This window comes from Streptomyces spiramyceticus (assembly GCF_028807635.1).
Taxonomy (GTDB): domain Bacteria; phylum Actinomycetota; class Actinomycetes; order Streptomycetales; family Streptomycetaceae; genus Streptomyces; species Streptomyces spiramyceticus.
This window is the reverse complement of record NZ_JARBAX010000001.1, coordinates 2335886-2351752: the sequence shown is the minus strand read 5'-3', so window position 1 is coordinate 2351752 and position 15867 is coordinate 2335886. Positions and strand designations below refer to the sequence as shown.

Here is a 15867-nt window from a genome sequence, read left to right as displayed (position 1 = left end):
GTTGGTTACGCCAGACGTGGCATACGGGGGAACTCGAAGCACGCGGCGGCGGTCCGGCTACGGGGCGCCGGACCGCCGCATGTGCTGGGTGCTCTACTTCACCGCGCCCGCCATCACGCCGGACACGAACTGCCGTTGGAACGCGAAGAACACGATGAGCGGGATCACCATCGAGATGAAGGCGCCGGGCGCCAGGATGTCGATGTTGTTGCCGAACTGCCGCACCTGCCGCTGAAGAGCCACCGTGATCGGCGGATTGGCCGAGTCGGCGAAGATCAGCGCGACCAGCATGTCGTTCCAGACCCAGAGGAACTGGAAGATGCCCAGCGAGGCGATGGCCGGGCCGCCGAGCGGCATCACGACACGCGTGAACAGCCGGATCTCGCCCGCCCCGTCGAGCCGCGCCGCTTCAAGGAGCTCCCGGGGGATCTCCGCGAAGAAGTTGCGCAGCAGGAAGATCGCGAAGGGCAGGCCGAAGGCGACGTGGAAGAGCACCACGCCCGCGGTGGTCTCGAAAATGCCGATCTTGCCGAAGAGTTCGGACACCGGGACCAGGGCGACCTGCACCGGGACCACCAGCAGGCCGACGACGACCAGGAACCACCAGTCGCGGCCCGGGAAGTCCATCCAGGCGAAGGCGTATCCGGCGAGTGAGCCGATCACCACGACCAGAACGGTCGCCGGAACGGTGATCATGACCGTGCTGAACAGGGAGTCGATGATGATGTTGTTGTCGAGGAGGCTGGAGTAGTTGTCGACGGTGAGCTGGGAGGGGGCCGAGAAGACCTCCCACCAGCCCGACTCGGCAATGTCGGTGGGATCGCGCAGCGAAGAGACCAGCAGCCCGATCGTCGGCATCAGCCAGAACAGCGCGACCACGAGGAGAAAGACCCGCACCGCACCGCCGCCCGCGCGCGCAGCGATCCGCGCCGGGAGGGACTGCTTGGCCTTGACCGCTTCTGCGCCCGTGGTGGTCGGAGTGGTCGTGGTGGTCACCGTCGGGCCTCCCGTCGCATCCGCCGGATATTGAAGAGCATCACCGGGACGACGAGCAGCAGCAGGAGTACGGCGATCGCGCTGCCGATGCCCGGGTCGGCGTCCGTACCGAACGACGAGCGGTAGAGCTGGAGCGCCAGCACATTCGCGTCGTCCTGAGACGAGCCCGGGGCGATGATGAACACCAGGTCGAAGATCTTCAGCACATTGATCATCAGCGTGACCAGCACCACCGCCAGTACGGGCGCGAGCAGCGGCACGGTGACGCGGCGGAAGACCTGCCATTCGTTCGCGCCGTCGACCCGGGCCGCCTCCAGCAGCTCGCGCGGCAGACCCGCGAGCCCCGCCGCGATCAGCACCATCGCGAAGCCCGCCCACATCCAGACGTAACTCCCGATGATGGCCGGTGTCACGAGGCTCGGGCCGAGCCAGTCGACACCGTTGTACGGCTCCTTGAAGTTCGACGCGGGGAAGCGCAGTTGGGCGCCGTCGGCCTCCGCGGAGAGCGTGAACGTACCGTCGGCGCCGGCCTTGGCCGTGTCGACGACCTTGCCGTCCTTGACCGCCTCGACCTTGATGCCCTTGAGGCCCAGCTCTGTGGAGTCGATGGTGTTGGGCTTGCCGCCGCCGCCCTTCGTGAAGTCGAGCCAGGCGGTGCCGGTGACCTTGTCCGGCTCGGTGGGGGCGGGCGCGGCCTTCTTCGCGTCGCCCGGCATCTTGGCGGGCGGGACGCCGACCAGCGGCAGCAGCACCGGATCGCCCGCCGAGACCGTCTCCTTGGTGACGAAGGACCCGCCGCCGCCCGCCTTCAGCGGATGAATCGGAAGGGGACGTGCCTTTGTGAAGCCGGCCGCTTCGGAGAAGGTGTCATGGACGCTCACCGCGACGGCGTTCGCGACGCCGCGCTCGGGATCCTGCTCGTACACCAGGCGGAAGATGATGCCCGCGGCGAGCATCGAGATCGCCATCGGCATGAAGACCAGCAGCTTGAAGGCCGTACCCCAGCGGATGCGTTCGGTGAGTACGGCGAATATCAGGCCGAGTGCGGTCGAGACGGTGGGGGCGACGACCACCCAGACCGCGTTGTTCTTGACGGCCGTCAGGATGGTGTCGTCGGTGAAGATCTCGACGAAGTTGTCGAGGCCGGCGAAGCTGTCGCCCGACTTGTCGAAGAAGCTCCGGTAGACCGAGTACCCGATCGGGTAGACCACGAGCGCGCCGAGCAGCACCAGTGCGGGCAGCAGGAAGCCGACCGCTATGGATTTACGTGTGCCTGTCACGCTCTTGCGTGTACCGCTGGCGTCGGGGGGCGGCGGCACCTTCGCCGCGCCCCCCGCGGTCGCTGACGTCATCGCGTCAACCCGTCAGCTCTTGTACGCCTTGGCCGCGTCGGACTCCAGCCGCTGCTGGGTCCCCGCGATGTCCTTCGGGTTCTTCAGGAAGTCCTGGAGCGCCTTCCACTCGCCCTTGCCCGGCGTACCGCCGAACGACTGCGGCGCCTGGTCCGACATGTCGAAGCGGAAGTCGTCGCCCGCCGCGATCAGCGCCTTCGCGATGTCGCGCTGAACGTCATTGGGGTACGCCGCCACGTCCATCGACTTGTTCGGCGATACGAACCCCCCTTCCGCGGCCCAGATCTTCGCGGCGTCGGTGGAGGCCAGGAAGGTCAGCAGCGCCTTGGCGCCCTTCGAGTCCTTGAGCGCCACGGCCGCGTCGCCGCCCGTCACCACGGGGGGCTCGTCGCCCACCGCCGGGAACGGGAACACCTTGGCGTCCGTACCGATCTTCGCCTTGGTCTGCGCGATGTTGACCGAGACGAAGTCGCCCTCGAAGACCATCGCGGCCTTCGGCTCGTCGGCGAACGTCTGGGTGACGGACGCGGGGAACTCCGTTTGGAGCGCGCCTTCCTGGCCACCCGCGATGAGCTCCTTCTTGCCGAACAGCTCGGCCAGCGTGGTCAGCGCGTCCTTCACGGACGGGTCCGTCCACTTGATCTTGTGCTGGGCCAGCTGGTCGTACTTCTCCGGACCGGCCTGGGAAAGATAGATGTTCTCGAACCAGTCGGTGAGGGTCCAGCCGTCCGCGCCGCCGACCGAGACGGGAGTGACACCGGAGGCGGAGATCGTCTCGGCCGTGGCCAGGAAGTCGTTCCAGGTCTTCGGCTCCTCGGCGCCCGCGTCTTCGAAGACCTGGGCGTTGTACCAGATCAAGGACTTGTTGGCGGCCTTGAAGTACACGCCGTACTGCTTGCCGTCGACGGCGCCGATGTCCTTCCAGCCCTGCGAGTAGTTCTTGTCGAGCTGGCCCTGGGTGGCGGCGTCGACCGGCTTGGCCCACTTGCGCTCCACGGCCTGCTGGAGCGCGCCGACCTGCGGCAGCATCGCCACGTCGGGCGGCGATCCGCCCGCGATCTTCGTACCGAGGAAGTTGACGATCGGGTCCTGCGCCGGGACGAAGGTGACCTTGGCTCCGGTGCGCTTCTCGAACTCGTCGAGGACCTTGGTGAAGTTCTCCTGCTCGGGGCCCGTCCAGACCGCGGCGACCTGGACCTCCTCGCCGTTCAGCCTGGGGAGCTTGACGGAAGCAGCCGGCTCCGTCGCGTTCGCCCCGTTGTTCTCCGGCGTTTTGTCGCCGTCGCCACCGCAGGCGGTGAGAGCGAGCGTGCTCGCGGCGATCACCGCCAGGGCGGCCCTTCGGGCCTTTCGGCTGCTGTAAGCCCTGTGCGGATTGTGAGCCCTGTGCGTGCGAAGAGTTGTGCGCATCACTGCCCCGTCTCTCCCGTGCGCGTACGCACCGGCGCAGCCTTCGGACGAAGGTGGCGCCGGTGCCGGTTTCGCTGTCCCGTGCGTCAGGTCTACGCCCGGCGGTCGGGAGCCCGCAATAGTGCCATCAGTGTCAACTGGGTGATCGTGATGGGCCCGTGACGTCCAGTCAGGCTTCAGGGCGAGGTGTGACGGGGGTGCCGAGAGGCGGCAACGGTGACGCGTTGACCGTGCGGGCCGCCCGGTCCAGGGCGCTGGCCAGCAGAGCCAGGTCCGTCGGCCCGTTGCCGAGCTCGCGCACCGGGCGCCGGGTCGGCGGATCGCCCATCCGCTCCCACTCCAGGGGCACGACGGTGGGCCGCAGAGTCGCCGTACGGGGAATGCGTCCGGTGACCCGGCCCCCCTGGAACGGCGTCGCGGAGCCGTCCGCGTGCCGCAGCCTGCCGCGTCCCGCCGCAGGCTCGTCGGGTATGGGGGCGGACGGCGGGGCGTCCAGCGCCACGCGCAGCCGCGTCCCACGGGCCAGCTCGGTGTCCGCCGTACGGTCCGGCCTGGCGGATGTGGCCACCAGATGCACGCCGAGCCGCTCGCCGTCCCTGGCCACCGCTTCCAGGGCCCGTACGACCGAACCCGCCGTAGGCCTGCCCGTACTGCCGAGGGCGGGCGCGACCAGCGCGTCGAGGTCGTCGACGAGGACGACGAGACGGGGGAGCGGGGACGGGCCGGTGTCCGGGCGGGCCTGCTGGGCCCGGGCCGTGGTGGTCCGCAGGCGCAGCGTGCCGCTGGGGGCCGGGTCGAGGTCGCCGCGCTGCTCGGCGGCGCTGGGCGGTCGCTGGTTGATCAGCCGGCCGGAGATCTCGCAGTTCATGTGCCATTCGGCGAAGCCGAGGCTGCCGAGCAGCTCGTGGCGCCGCTTCAGCTCGGCGCCCAGGGCCTGGGCGAACTCCCGCATCCGGACGGGGTCGGACGCCACCAGATGGGTCGACACGTGTGGCAGTTCGGTGCAGGCGCGCAGGCCGTCGCCGCGTCCGCCGCCCGCGCCGTCGACGAGGACGAGACCGAGCCGGTCCGGGCGGGCGGCGGCGGCCAGCGACGCGGCGACGGAACGCAGCAGCTCGGTGCGGCCGCTGCCGGCCGGGCCCTCGATCAGCAGATGCGGCCCCTCGGCGGTCAGGTCGACACACAGCGGTCCGCGCGGGCCCGCCCCGAGCACCGCCCACGCGCGCGTGGCTCCGGGCGCCTGACCGTCGTCGGCCGCGGCCGCCCAGCGCGCCATCAGGGAGGCCGGGGTGGCCCTGGCCAGGCCCAGCTCGTCCAGCAGCCGGGCGGAGGCGGGCAGCGCGGCGGCGCGGCCGGGGCGTCCGGCCGGCGGTCCGTCCGCACGCAGCGGGGCCAGCGCCCGCCCGAAACGCTCCGCCCAGGCGGCGGACACCGCGTCCACCGCGCCCAGCGTGCCGCGCCCCGCGGGCTGACCGCCCGCCGTACGCAGCAGCCGCAGCGCGGTGGCCACATCGCCGCTGAGCAGCGCGGCGGCCCCGCACTCGCGGAACGGCGCCGACACCGCGCAGGCGGCTTCGTACGTCTCGGCAACAGGGGACAGAGGGGACGCGGCGGGCGTCTCGGCCAGGCAGACGAGGTGGATACCGGACGCGGCGCCGGTCGCGGCGAGCCGGGCGGTGGCGTCGCGCAGCGCGGTGGAGCCGGGGTCGCCGTCGACGATGACGACGGTGTACGGCCCTTCGGCGCCGCTCCCCTGCGGTTCCTCGTCGGTGCGGCGCACCAGTTCGGCGACGCGGGCGGCGGCCTGGTCCTTGTCGTACGCGAGGAGCAGCCGGCAGTCCTGGCCGTGGGCGGGCCGCAGATGAGGCAGCCAGCCGAGCCAGGCCCACTCAGCGGTGCGCTCTTCGACGGCCCTTGACCTGTCCGTACTGATCAGCACGATTTCGAGGTCTGTGGGGGAGTGCAGCGCGGCGAGTTGCGCCACGGCGGACCGGGCGAGCCCGGCCAGCCGTGCGCGGGGCCCGGCGAGCCCCAGCGAGCCGACTTCCCGCAGCCCTACGGTCACCGGAACGGCGGGCAGCGGGCGCCCGCCGTCGGGCGCGGCCCGGTCGGCGGTGCCGAGCCGGAGCACGAGCGCCTCGGGGTGCCCGGGGCCGCGCTCCCACAGCCGGGGGCCGGGGCCGAGTGCGGTGAGCAGAAGCGAGGCCGGATCGGGCCAGGCCTCGGGCAGGGCGGCGGTGGTCGAGGTGGCCGACGGCACGGCGGCGACGCCGTGGGCGGGCGGCATCCCGACCGGAGTGGCTTCGGCCGGTGCGTACTCGTCCACGGTCTCCGCCCGCCCCCCGGCAAGCCGCCGCGCCCAGGCCCCTATGCCACCCCGGCCGCCCCGTCGACGGGGGGCCTCGGAGTACACCTCGCGACTGCGCCCGGTGGCGGGGGCGTCACCGGGGTGCGCACCGGCCGTGGGGCGACCGTCGCTGCCGTAGGCGGCGTGTGCGTGCGTGACATCACTCCCGGCGGGGACGGGCCCGCCGTGGGCGACGCCTTGGGCCGGGCGATTCGGGCTGTTGCCGGGGCCGTGGGCGCCGTCGCCGAAGCCGGCGCTGCCCTGCGGGCCGGCGGGGCCGCCGTGGGTGGCGGGCGCGGACTGGTCGCCGGTGTGATGCGGCGCTGTCGGTCCGTGGCTGTACGCGGCGCTCGCGGCGCCGGGCCGGCCACCGGGGCCGTACGCGTCACTTGGGGACGCTGTCGGAGCGGGCCCGCCGTGCTCGCCGTAGGTGCCGCCCGCAGCGGGCATTGCCCGGCCCTGATCGTCGTGCGGGACGGGTCCGGGGCGGTCGCCTGCTGCCGTGCTCTGCGATGCCGGGGCAGGGGAGGCCGCCGCGGGTGGGCGACCGGAGACACGGCGCCCACCGGGCGCCGAAGAGCCCCGCACGGAGCCCGCGCCGGTGCCCCGCGCAGTCACGTCGGCGCCGGACGCCGCACTCGGGTGGTGTGAACCCGTCGCCGGGCCGTACGGGACTGTGCCCGCGCGGTGCGGGCCCGGGATCGGCCCCTCCGGGGTTGTGCCGGTCGTGCTTCCGGTCGTCTCGTCCGGCGTGCGGGTTACGCGGAGGTGACCCTCGCCGTCCGGGGTTGTCGGGAGCGTCGCGCGGGGGTTTCCGGGGGTCAGGCGCAGGGCGGATTCGCCTACGCGTAGCAGCGCGCCCGGTGTCAGGCGTACCGGGCGGGCGGTAACTTCCTTGCCGTCCAGGGCGGTGCCGTTCGTGGAGCCGAGGTCCTCCACCGAGACCCGGCCGTCCTCCGCCAGCGTCACCGCGCAGTGCAGCCGGGACACGTCCGGGTCGTCCAGCGGCACGTCCGCGTCCGTGGAGCGGCCGATGCGGACCTGGCCGCCGTGGAGGAGGTGGATGCCTCCGGCGTCGGGGCCCGCCACCACGTGCAGTTGGGCAGGCGTGGTCTCCGTCAGGGCGGTCAGGGCCGTCGGGGCCTCGCCGTCCGGCGCGGGCGCGTGCAGCGACAGCACCGCCCCGTCGACCAGCGGCGGCTCACCCAGCGCGCAGCGCTGCGCGTCGAGCCGCTCCCGCCCCGCGTAGACCACCACCGCGCCGGTCGTCTCGGGGCCCGAGCCGGGACCGGACACCGCGGTGGCCAGGCCCGAGGCCACGGCGGCCAGCGCCGTTCCGGCGGGCGCGGTGACGAGGACGTCACGCACGGCGTGGGTGCTCTGGCCGCTGCGCGGCGCGAGGACGGTCAGCCGGATCTGCATCGCGTCAGCGGTCCCTTCTGCGCGAAGTGCCCGGCAGGGGAGCCGTCCTGTGATTCCCCCCACCCGGCACGGACGCGTCGTCCGGTACAGGTCGGCACGTGACGCGAAGCTCCCGACTCCACAGTCCCGTGCTGCAGGCATCCTCGCACCTGCCACTGACAACACGCCCGGCGCCCACCGCCAAGTGATCTTGATTGGTCGGCTGTGGACGTAAAAGTGCCAGGTTGGGATCGCAGGGTGACATCGCCGCCGACACGTGCGGAACGCATGTTCGGCAACCATCCATGCGATGCGTGCGTCTTCCCTCGAACACGACCCGCCTGTGCCCCGTTCAGTGGCACTCGGGCGGCATTACAGTGGGTCGGAATGCGGGCCCGAGCGCCCGGGACGACGTAGAACGCCGTAGAACGCAGCAGAAACGCAATGAAACGGCGTACACCACGAGCAGCAGGGAGCGCATGACGTGCGGCCGGTAGGCAGCAAATACCTGCTCGAGGAGCCGCTCGGGCGCGGCGCCACGGGCACCGTCTGGCGAGCCCGCCAGCGCGAGACCGCAGGCGCCGAGGCGGCCGTGGCCGGCCAGCCCGGCGAGACCGTCGCGATCAAGGTCCTCAAGGAGGAGCTCGCGAACGACGCGGACGTGGTGATGCGCTTCCTGCGCGAACGCTCCGTACTGCTGCGTCTGACGCACCCCAACATCGTGCGGACCCGCGACCTGGTCGTCGAGGGCGACCTGCTCGCCCTTGTGATGGACCTGATCGACGGCCCGGACCTGCACCGCTATCTCCGCGACAACGGTCCGTTCTCGCCGGTCGCCGCCTCCCTCCTCACCGCGCAGATCGCGGACGCGCTCGCCGCCAGCCACGCCGACGGCGTGGTCCACCGCGACCTCAAGCCCGCGAACGTCCTGCTCGACGAGCGCGACGGCCAGATGCACCCGATGCTCACCGACTTCGGCATCGCGCGCCTCGCGGACTCCCCGGGCCTCACCCGTACGCACGAGTTCGTCGGTACGCCGGCCTACGTCGCCCCGGAGTCCGCCGAGGGGCGCCCGCAGACCTCCGCCGTCGACATCTACGGCGCGGGCATCCTGCTGTACGAGCTGGTCACCGGGCGTCCCCCGTTCGCGGGCGGTACGGCGCTGGAGGTGCTCCACCGTCACCTCAGCGAGGAGCCCCGCCGCCCCACCACCGTCCCCGAGCCGCTCTGGACGGTCATAGAGCGCTGCCTGCGCAAGGAACCGGACGAGCGGCCCAGCGCCGAGAACCTCGCCCGCGCCCTGCGCACCGTCTCGGCCGGCGTCGGCGTGCACTCGTCCGCCGCCCAGGTCGAGGCGGCCATGGGCGTCGGCGCTTTGCTCGCGCCCGACCCGGCGCCCGCACCGGTCCCGGGCGCCCCGGGTGCCGCCGACCCGACCCAGGTGCTGCCGAGCAACGCGGGCTCGTACGACCCGAGTGCCGCGACCAGCGTCATGCCGTCGGCCGGCGCGCACCAGGGGGGTGCCGCCGACCCGACCGCAGTCATGCCGCCGGTACCGCAGGGCGCCCCCGGCCCCGAGGACCCGCACCCCTGGCAGAGCCAGCTGCGCGCGGCCCGCGACCGCAACGAGCAGACCCAGGTCCAGTACCTCGACCCGAGCCAGGACCCGCTGCGCCGCCGCCCCCAGCGCCAGCCGCAGCAGCATCAGCAGCCGCAACAGCAGCAGCGCCCCCCGCAGCATCAGCAGCAACAGCGTCCGCAGCCTCCGCAGCGGTACGCCCCGCCGCCCCCGCCGCAGTACCAGCAGCCCCAGGCTCCGGCCCCGCAGCAGCGGTACGCGCCGCCGCAGCAGCCCGCTCAGCTGGCCCCGCGCCCGCCGCGCGAGCCCCGCGAGCCGCGCCGTCGCAGCGCCAACCCGATGCGGATCCCGGGCCTCGGCTGCCTGAAGGGCTGCCTGTTCACGTTCCTCCTGCTGTTCGTGGCGTCCTGGCTGATCTGGGAGCTGTCCCCGCTCCAGGAGTGGATCGGTACGACGAAGGGCTTCTTCGCCCAGATCGGCGACGTCTACGACAAGGTCGAGAAGTTTCTGAGCGAACTCGGCGGACCGGGAACCGGAACTGCCGGCTGAGTTGATTTGTCGACTTCTGGGGGTGGATTTCGCCCCCAGAAGTCAAGGATTGGCGCCATACGGGGCACGCGACGCCCCGGCGCCCGCGTAACCTCAGGGCGATCGTCAGAGGGCGTCTCGCCGCTGAGGGAGCAGTCTTGGCACGGAAGATCGGCAGCCGGTACACCGCCCACCAGATCCTGGGACGGGGCAGTGCCGGCACGGTGTGGCTGGGTGACGGACCCGAGGGCCCCGTCGCCATCAAGCTGCTGCGTGAGGACCTCGCGTCCGACCAGGAGCTCGTCGGGCGCTTCGTCCAGGAGCGCACCGCGCTGCTCGGACTGGACCACCCCCGGGTCGTCTCCGTCAGTGACCTCGTCGTCGACGGCAACGACCTCGCGCTGGTCATGGACCTCGTACGCGGCACCGACCTGCGCACCCGGCTCGACCGCGAGCGCCGCCTGGCGCCCGAGGCGGCCGTCGCGATCGCCGCCGACGTCGCCGACGGCCTCGCCGCCGCACATGCGGCAGGCGTCGTCCACCGCGACGTGAAGCCGGAGAACATCCTCCTGGACATGGAGGGCCCCCTCGGCCCCGGCGGCGCGCACCCCGCGCTGCTGACGGACTTCGGCGTGGCCAAGCTGATCGACACCCCGCGCCGCACCCGCGCGACAAAGATCATCGGTACGCCGGACTACCTCGCCCCCGAGATCGTCGAGGGCCTGCCGCCCCGTGCTGCCGTCGACATCTACGCGCTGGCCACCGTCCTGTACGAACTCCTGGCGGGCTTCACTCCCTTCGGCGGCGGCCACCCTGGCGCCGTACTGCGCCGCCACGTCACCGAGACAGTCGTCCCCCTCCCCGGCATCCCGGAAGAGCTCTGGCAGCTCATCGTCCAGTGCCTGGCGAAGGCTCCGGCGTCCCGGCTGCGCGCCTCCGAGCTCTCCGCCCGCCTCCGCGACCAGCTGCCCCTTCTCGCCGGAATGCCGCCGCTGGACGTGGATGAGCCGGACTCGGAGGCGGAGGGGGACGGATACGCAGCAAACCCGGCAGGCGCGGCGTACGACGACCCCTCCCAGCGGCCGGCAGGACCCGACGAACCGCGCCGCCGCGGCGCCGTCCCGCTCGTGCCCGGCTCGGCCCTCGACTCCAGCCGCGACACCCACACGAGCATGCGCGTCCCGGCCCCCGACGAGCTGGCCGGCGGCGCACGGGGCACGGCCCGCGTCCCCCGTGCGGCGGGCCAGCGCCGTCCCGGTTCGGCCCGCCACAAGTCGGACACGGTGCGTAGGCGCCGCATCCTGCTCGGCGGGGCGGCGGTCGTGATCACCGCCGCTCTGGGCGTCGGCGGCTGGCTGGCCGTGACGGACGACACCCCGGAAACCGTCCCCCAGGACACGCGGCAGTCGTCCCCGGCCCAGCCATAGCCCGCCGTAGCCCAAGCCGCAGCAGGGCCGTAGCCCGCAGGACAAGGGCGGAGTGGGGCGGAGGGAGGCGCAGTACCGGCCGAAGGGGAACGCTTGGCCGCCGTGCCGTTACGCTGGACCCGTGGCAGTCGTCGATGTTTCCGAAGAGCTCAAGTCCCTCTCCTCGACCATGGGGTCGATCGAGGCCGTCCTGGACCTCGACAGTATGAGGGCCGATATCGCCGTGCTCGAGGAGCAGGCCGCGGCCCCGTCCCTGTGGGACGACCCCGAGGCCGCGCAGAAGATCACGAGCAAGCTGTCCCACCTCCAGGCCGAGCTCCGCAAGACGGAAGCCCTCCGGAGCCGGATAGACGACCTCTCTGTGCTCTTCGAGCTCGCCGAGGCCGAGGACGACGCCGACACCCTCGTGGAGGCCGAGGCCGAGCTTCTCGCGGTCCGCAAGGCACTGGACGAGATGGAAGTACGGACGCTCCTGTCCGGCGAGTACGACGAGCGCGAGGCGCTGGTCAACATCCGCGCCGAGGCCGGCGGCGTCGACGCCTCCGACTTCGCCGAGCGCCTCCAGCGCATGTACCTCCGCTGGGCCGAGCGCCACGGCTACTCCACCGAGGTCTACGAGACGTCGTACGCGGAAGAGGCCGGCATCAAGTCGACCACCTTCGTCGTCAAGGCGCCGTACGCCTACGGAACGCTCTCCGTGGAGCAGGGCACGCACCGCCTGGTCCGCATCTCGCCCTTCGACAACCAGGGCCGCCGCCAGACGTCCTTCGCGGGCGTCGAGGTGCTGCCGGTCGTCGAGCAGACCGACCACATCGAGATCGACGAGTCCGAGCTGCGCGTGGACGTCTACCGCGCTTCGGGTCCCGGCGGCCAGGGCGTCAACACGACTGACTCCGCAGTCCGTCTGACGCACGTTCCGACCGGCATCGTCGTCTCCTGCCAGAACGAGCGCTCCCAGATCCAGAACAAGGCGAGCGCCATGAACGTCCTCCAGGCGAAGCTCCTTGAGCGCCGCCGCCAGGAGGAACAGGCGCTCATGGACTCCCTCGGCAAGAGCGACGGCGGCAACTCCTGGGGCAACCAGATGCGTTCGTACGTCCTGCACCCGTACCAGATGGTCAAGGACCTGCGGACGGACTTCGAGGTCGGCAACCCGCAGGCTGTTCTCGACGGTGAGATCGACGGCTTCCTGGAAGCCGGAATTCGCTGGCGCAAGCAGCAGGCGAAGTAAAACTCGCTTTGTCGACACAGTAACTGCCGCCCTTGAGGCGGCAGTTGCCTTTTGTGTCACAGTCGCATTCCCGTACGACGGTCAACTGACGTCATTTCGGACATCGCGTACGCAACGACCTTGACGTTCCCTTTAAAACTGGGAAAGCTGACGCGCGGCATGCGTATCCCTGGGGCGCGTGTGATCGGGGGGAGTGTTCAAATCCCCAGCCGCTTCCGCCCCTTGCGCTGCTCCACTGACGAATTCAGCTACTGGGGGTAGCAAGCAGATGACCAAGAAGACGCGGATCCGCGTTGCGCGTATAGCAGCCGGTGCGGTGATTGCCGCCGGTGCTTCGCTGACCGCCGCGGGCGCCGCCTCGGCCGTCGGTATCGGTGTCGACGTGGCCGGCCTCAGCGCCAAGGCCGAGGTCGACCAGGAGGGCCTCGACATCGCCGTAGCCGCCGACCCGGCGGACCCGGCCGATCCCGCGGACCCGGCCGACCCGGCCGACCCTGCGGACCCGGCCGACCCGGCGGACCCCGCCGACCCGACGGACCCGCTCGACCCGCTCGACCCCACGGACCCGACGGACCCGGTCGACCCGACGGACCCGGTCGACCCCACGGACCCGACGGACCCGGTCGACCCGACCGACCCCACGGACCCCGTTGACCCGACCGACCCGACGGATCCGGTCGACCCGACCGACCCGACGGACCCGGTCGACCCGACGGATCCCACGGACCCGGTCGACCCGACTGACCCGACCGACCCGGGCGACGACAACGGTGGCACCAACAATGGTGGCAACGGCAACAACGGTGGCAACGGCAACGGTGGCAACGGCGGCACCGACAACGGTGGCAACGGCAACGGTGGCTCCGAGACCGGTGGCTCCGACGGCGGCACCGACGGTGACACCGGCACCTGCACCGTCGACCTCGACGGCGCCGAGTGCGAGGACAACACCGACACCGACAGTGCCGGCTCCAAGCCGGTAGAGCAGGGCAAGGCCAAGGAGGAGCTCGCCGAGACGGGCGCCGCCGAGACCACGTTCCTGCTGGTCGGCGCCGCGACGATGATCGCTGGTGGCATCGGCTTCCGCATGCTGCCCCGCCTCGCAGGCGGCCGCGCCGCCGTCTGATCCAGCTAGGCGTACGAGAAGGGCCCGGAGCGCGCTGAGCGCCCCGGGCCCTTCCCTTTGCCCTGACAGGCCCTCAGAGGGGGCTAGGGCGTGTCCGGCGGATCATGCCTGGGCCGCGGGGCATGGCACGCACATCTGCGGCGTTGTTGTCGGTCGGCGACTCCCCCGAGTTCTCGACTGCGCTCGAACAGGGGGAACCCCCATCGCGTCGCCTCCCTCCTCCGCCTTGCAGCTGCACGCACCAGGCCCCGCTCACCAGCGCCAAGAAGGCGCCGCACCCTGAAGCCGGCCTGATCCGCCGGACACGCCCTGGCGGGTCGCGGGCAGCGGAATCCGTCGTACCGCGCGGCCGTACTCGCGAGTACGCCGTGCTTGCCCGTACGCCGTGCTTGCTCGTGCTACGCGGTCTGGTGCGCCAGCAGGGCCACCGCGGCCACCAGCAGCGCCACGAGTACCACCAGCACCACAGGACTCAGCCCGCCCAGCGGGCCCTCCTGCTGGAGCCGCTCCCTGTGGGCGCGGCAGACACGGCAACGGCCCTCGGCCACCGGGGCCGCGCAGTTCGCGCACACCAGTCGGTCATAGGTCATGCGCTTTCCTCCTCCCGCGCGGCGGAGCCGCAACCTCTTATTCTCCGCCCAACGCTCAGGGAAACGCGACTGTTCCCCCTTCCACTGTGCCAGCTCCCACGCGTCACGGCGCGGCCCGCCGGGTTACGACCGTTCTGTTACGTGCAAGTCCGGTCGCCGATCCGTGATAAATCGCCCATCTCAGGACGCGGACTGCGGACGCCTGCCCACGTCGCGTATGGTCACGCACACCTACTCCCGGCGACCGTGGTGCACCCGTGATCCGATTCGACAACGTCTCCAAGACCTACCCGAAGCAGAACCGCCCCGCCCTCAGGGATGTCTCCCTGGAGGTCGAGAAGGGCGAGTTCGTCTTCCTCGTGGGCTCTTCCGGCTCCGGCAAGTCAACCTTCCTGCGGCTGCTGCTGCGTGAGGAGCGCGCCAGCCACGGCATGGTGCACGTCCTCGGCAAGGACCTCGCGCGCCTGTCCAACTGGAAGGTGCCGCAGATGCGGCGCCAGCTCGGCACCGTCTTCCAGGACTTCCGCCTTCTTCCCAACAAGACCGTTGGGGAAAACGTCGCGTTCGCGCAGGAAGTCATCGGCAAGTCGCGCGGAGAGATCCGCAAGTCCGTACCCCAGGTTCTCGATCTCGTCGGTCTCGGCGGCAAAGAGGACCGGATGCCCGGCCAGCTCTCGGGTGGTGAGCAGCAGCGGGTGGCGATCGCGAGGGCGTTCGTCAACCGCCCGATGCTGCTGATCGCCGACGAGCCGACGGGAAATCTCGACCCGCAGACCTCCGTAGGCATCATGAAGCTGCTGGACCGCATCAACCGCACAGGCACCACTGTGGTGATGGCGACCCACGACCAGCAGATCGTCGACCAGATGCGCAAGCGCGTCATCGAACTCGAGAAGGGCCGCCTCGTGCGCGACCAGTCTCGCGGCGTCTACGGCTACCAGCACTGAAAGGACGCCATGCGCGCCCAGTTCGTCCTGTCGGAGATCGGCGTCGGTCTCCGCCGGAATCTCACCATGACCTTCGCGGTGGTCATCTCCGTCGCTCTCTCACTCGCCCTCTTCGGAGGCGCGCTGCTCATGCGCGAGCAGGTGAGCACGATGAAGGGCTACTGGTACGACAAGGTCAACGTCTCGATCTTCTTCTGCAACAAGAACGACGCGGAGACCATTGCCAAGTGCTCCAAGGGAGCGGTCACCGCGGAGCAGAAGAAGCAGATCGAGGCCGACCTCGACAAGATGGACATCGTCAAGAGCGTCGAGTACGAGTCCGCCGACCAGGCGTTCAAGCACTACAAGGAGCAGTTCGGGGACTCCTCGATGGCCGACACCATCACCCCGGACCAGATGCAGGAGTCGTTCCGCGTCAAGCTCGACGACCCGGAGAAGTACAAGGTGGTCGCGACCGCGTTCGCGGGCCGGGACGGCGTGCAGTCCGTCCAGGACCAACGCGGCATCCTCGACAACCTCTTCAACCTGATGAACGGCATGAACGTGGCCGCGCTCTGCGTGATGGCCCTGATGCTCGTCATCGCACTGATGCTGATCGTCAACACCGTGCGGGTGTCCGCGTTCAGCCGGCGCCGTGAGACGGGCATCATGCGACTCGTCGGTGCGTCCAGCTTCTACATCCAGATGCCGTTCATCATGGAGGCCGCGTTCGCGGGCCTGATCGGCGGCGGATTCGCCTGCGTCATGCTGCTCGTCGGCCGGTATTTCCTGATCGACCACGGCCTGGCGCTGTCCGAGAAGCTGAACCTCGTCAACTTCATCGGCTGGGACGCGGTGCTCGCGAAGCTGCCGCTCGTGATCGCGATCGGCCTGCTGATGCCCGCGCTCGCCGCCTTCGTGGCGCTGCGCAAGTACCTCAAGGTGTGACATGAG

Annotated in this window: 11 protein-coding genes; 6 read left to right on the top strand and 5 right to left on the bottom strand. The window is 71.0% G+C overall.

Features of this window, described 5'->3' with window-relative positions; all coding sequences use genetic code 11:
• Nucleotides 1-93: 93 nt before the first annotated feature.
• From PXH83_RS10580 to PXH83_RS10565, 4 genes are all read right to left on the bottom strand, one after another.
• Nucleotides 94-996 (bottom strand): carbohydrate ABC transporter permease, encoded by a 903-nt coding sequence (locus PXH83_RS10580; RefSeq protein WP_274559135.1) that lies wholly within the window; start codon nt 994-996, stop codon nt 94-96.
• Complete coding sequence (locus PXH83_RS10575) at nt 993-2348, bottom strand: carbohydrate ABC transporter permease (RefSeq protein ID WP_274559134.1); 1356 nt, start codon at nt 2346-2348, stop codon at nt 993-995. Before PXH83_RS10575 ends, PXH83_RS10580 begins: the two co-directional genes overlap by 4 nt.
• Before the next feature lie 12 nt (nt 2349-2360).
• Nucleotides 2361-3758, bottom strand: coding sequence for an ABC transporter substrate-binding protein (locus PXH83_RS10570; protein ID WP_274559133.1), 1398 nt, complete (start codon nt 3756-3758; stop codon nt 2361-2363).
• A 169-nt stretch (nt 3759-3927) separates the two neighbouring features.
• Nucleotides 3928-7527, bottom strand: coding sequence for an FtsK/SpoIIIE domain-containing protein (locus PXH83_RS10565; protein ID WP_274559132.1), 3600 nt, complete (start codon nt 7525-7527; stop codon nt 3928-3930).
• A gap of 463 nt (nt 7528-7990) precedes the next feature.
• Here PXH83_RS10565 and PXH83_RS10560 point away from each other — a divergent pair, with 463 nt between their 5' ends.
• The 4 genes from PXH83_RS10560 to PXH83_RS10545 all read left to right on the top strand — a co-directional run bounded on the left by PXH83_RS10560 (nt 7991) and on the right by PXH83_RS10545 (nt 13397).
• Nucleotides 7991-9634, top strand: coding sequence for a serine/threonine-protein kinase (locus PXH83_RS10560; protein WP_274559131.1), 1644 nt, complete (start codon nt 7991-7993; stop codon nt 9632-9634).
• A 137-nt stretch (nt 9635-9771) separates the two neighbouring features.
• Nucleotides 9772-11040, top strand: a complete 1269-nt coding sequence (locus PXH83_RS10555) for a serine/threonine-protein kinase (RefSeq protein WP_274559130.1) — start codon at nt 9772-9774, stop codon at nt 11038-11040.
• Between the two features lie 121 nt (nt 11041-11161).
• On the top strand, nt 11162-12271 hold the full coding sequence (gene prfB, locus PXH83_RS10550) for a peptide chain release factor 2 (RefSeq protein ID WP_274559129.1): 1110 nt from the start codon (nt 11162-11164) through the stop codon (nt 12269-12271).
• A 268-nt stretch (nt 12272-12539) separates the two neighbouring features.
• A complete protein-coding gene (locus PXH83_RS10545; RefSeq protein WP_274559128.1) occupies nt 12540-13397 on the top strand; it encodes an LPXTG cell wall anchor domain-containing protein in 858 nt (285 codons plus the stop codon).
• A gap of 398 nt (nt 13398-13795) precedes the next feature.
• On the opposite strand, the gene PXH83_RS10540 is transcribed toward PXH83_RS10545, so the two are convergent.
• Nucleotides 13796-13987, bottom strand: a complete 192-nt coding sequence (locus PXH83_RS10540) for a hypothetical protein (protein ID WP_274559127.1) — start codon at nt 13985-13987, stop codon at nt 13796-13798.
• Nucleotides 13988-14244: 257 nt separating this feature from the next.
• Between PXH83_RS10540 and ftsE the strand changes: the two genes are divergently transcribed.
• Nucleotides 14245-14934 (top strand): cell division ATP-binding protein FtsE, encoded by a 690-nt coding sequence (ftsE, locus tag PXH83_RS10535; protein ID WP_274559126.1) that lies wholly within the window; start codon nt 14245-14247, stop codon nt 14932-14934.
• Nucleotides 14935-14943: 9 nt separating this feature from the next.
• Nucleotides 14944-15861: a permease-like cell division protein FtsX gene (gene ftsX / locus PXH83_RS10530; RefSeq protein ID WP_274559125.1), complete on the top strand. Its 918-nt coding sequence runs from the start codon at nt 14944-14946 to the stop codon at nt 15859-15861.
• Nucleotides 15862-15867: the final 6 nt, after the last annotated feature.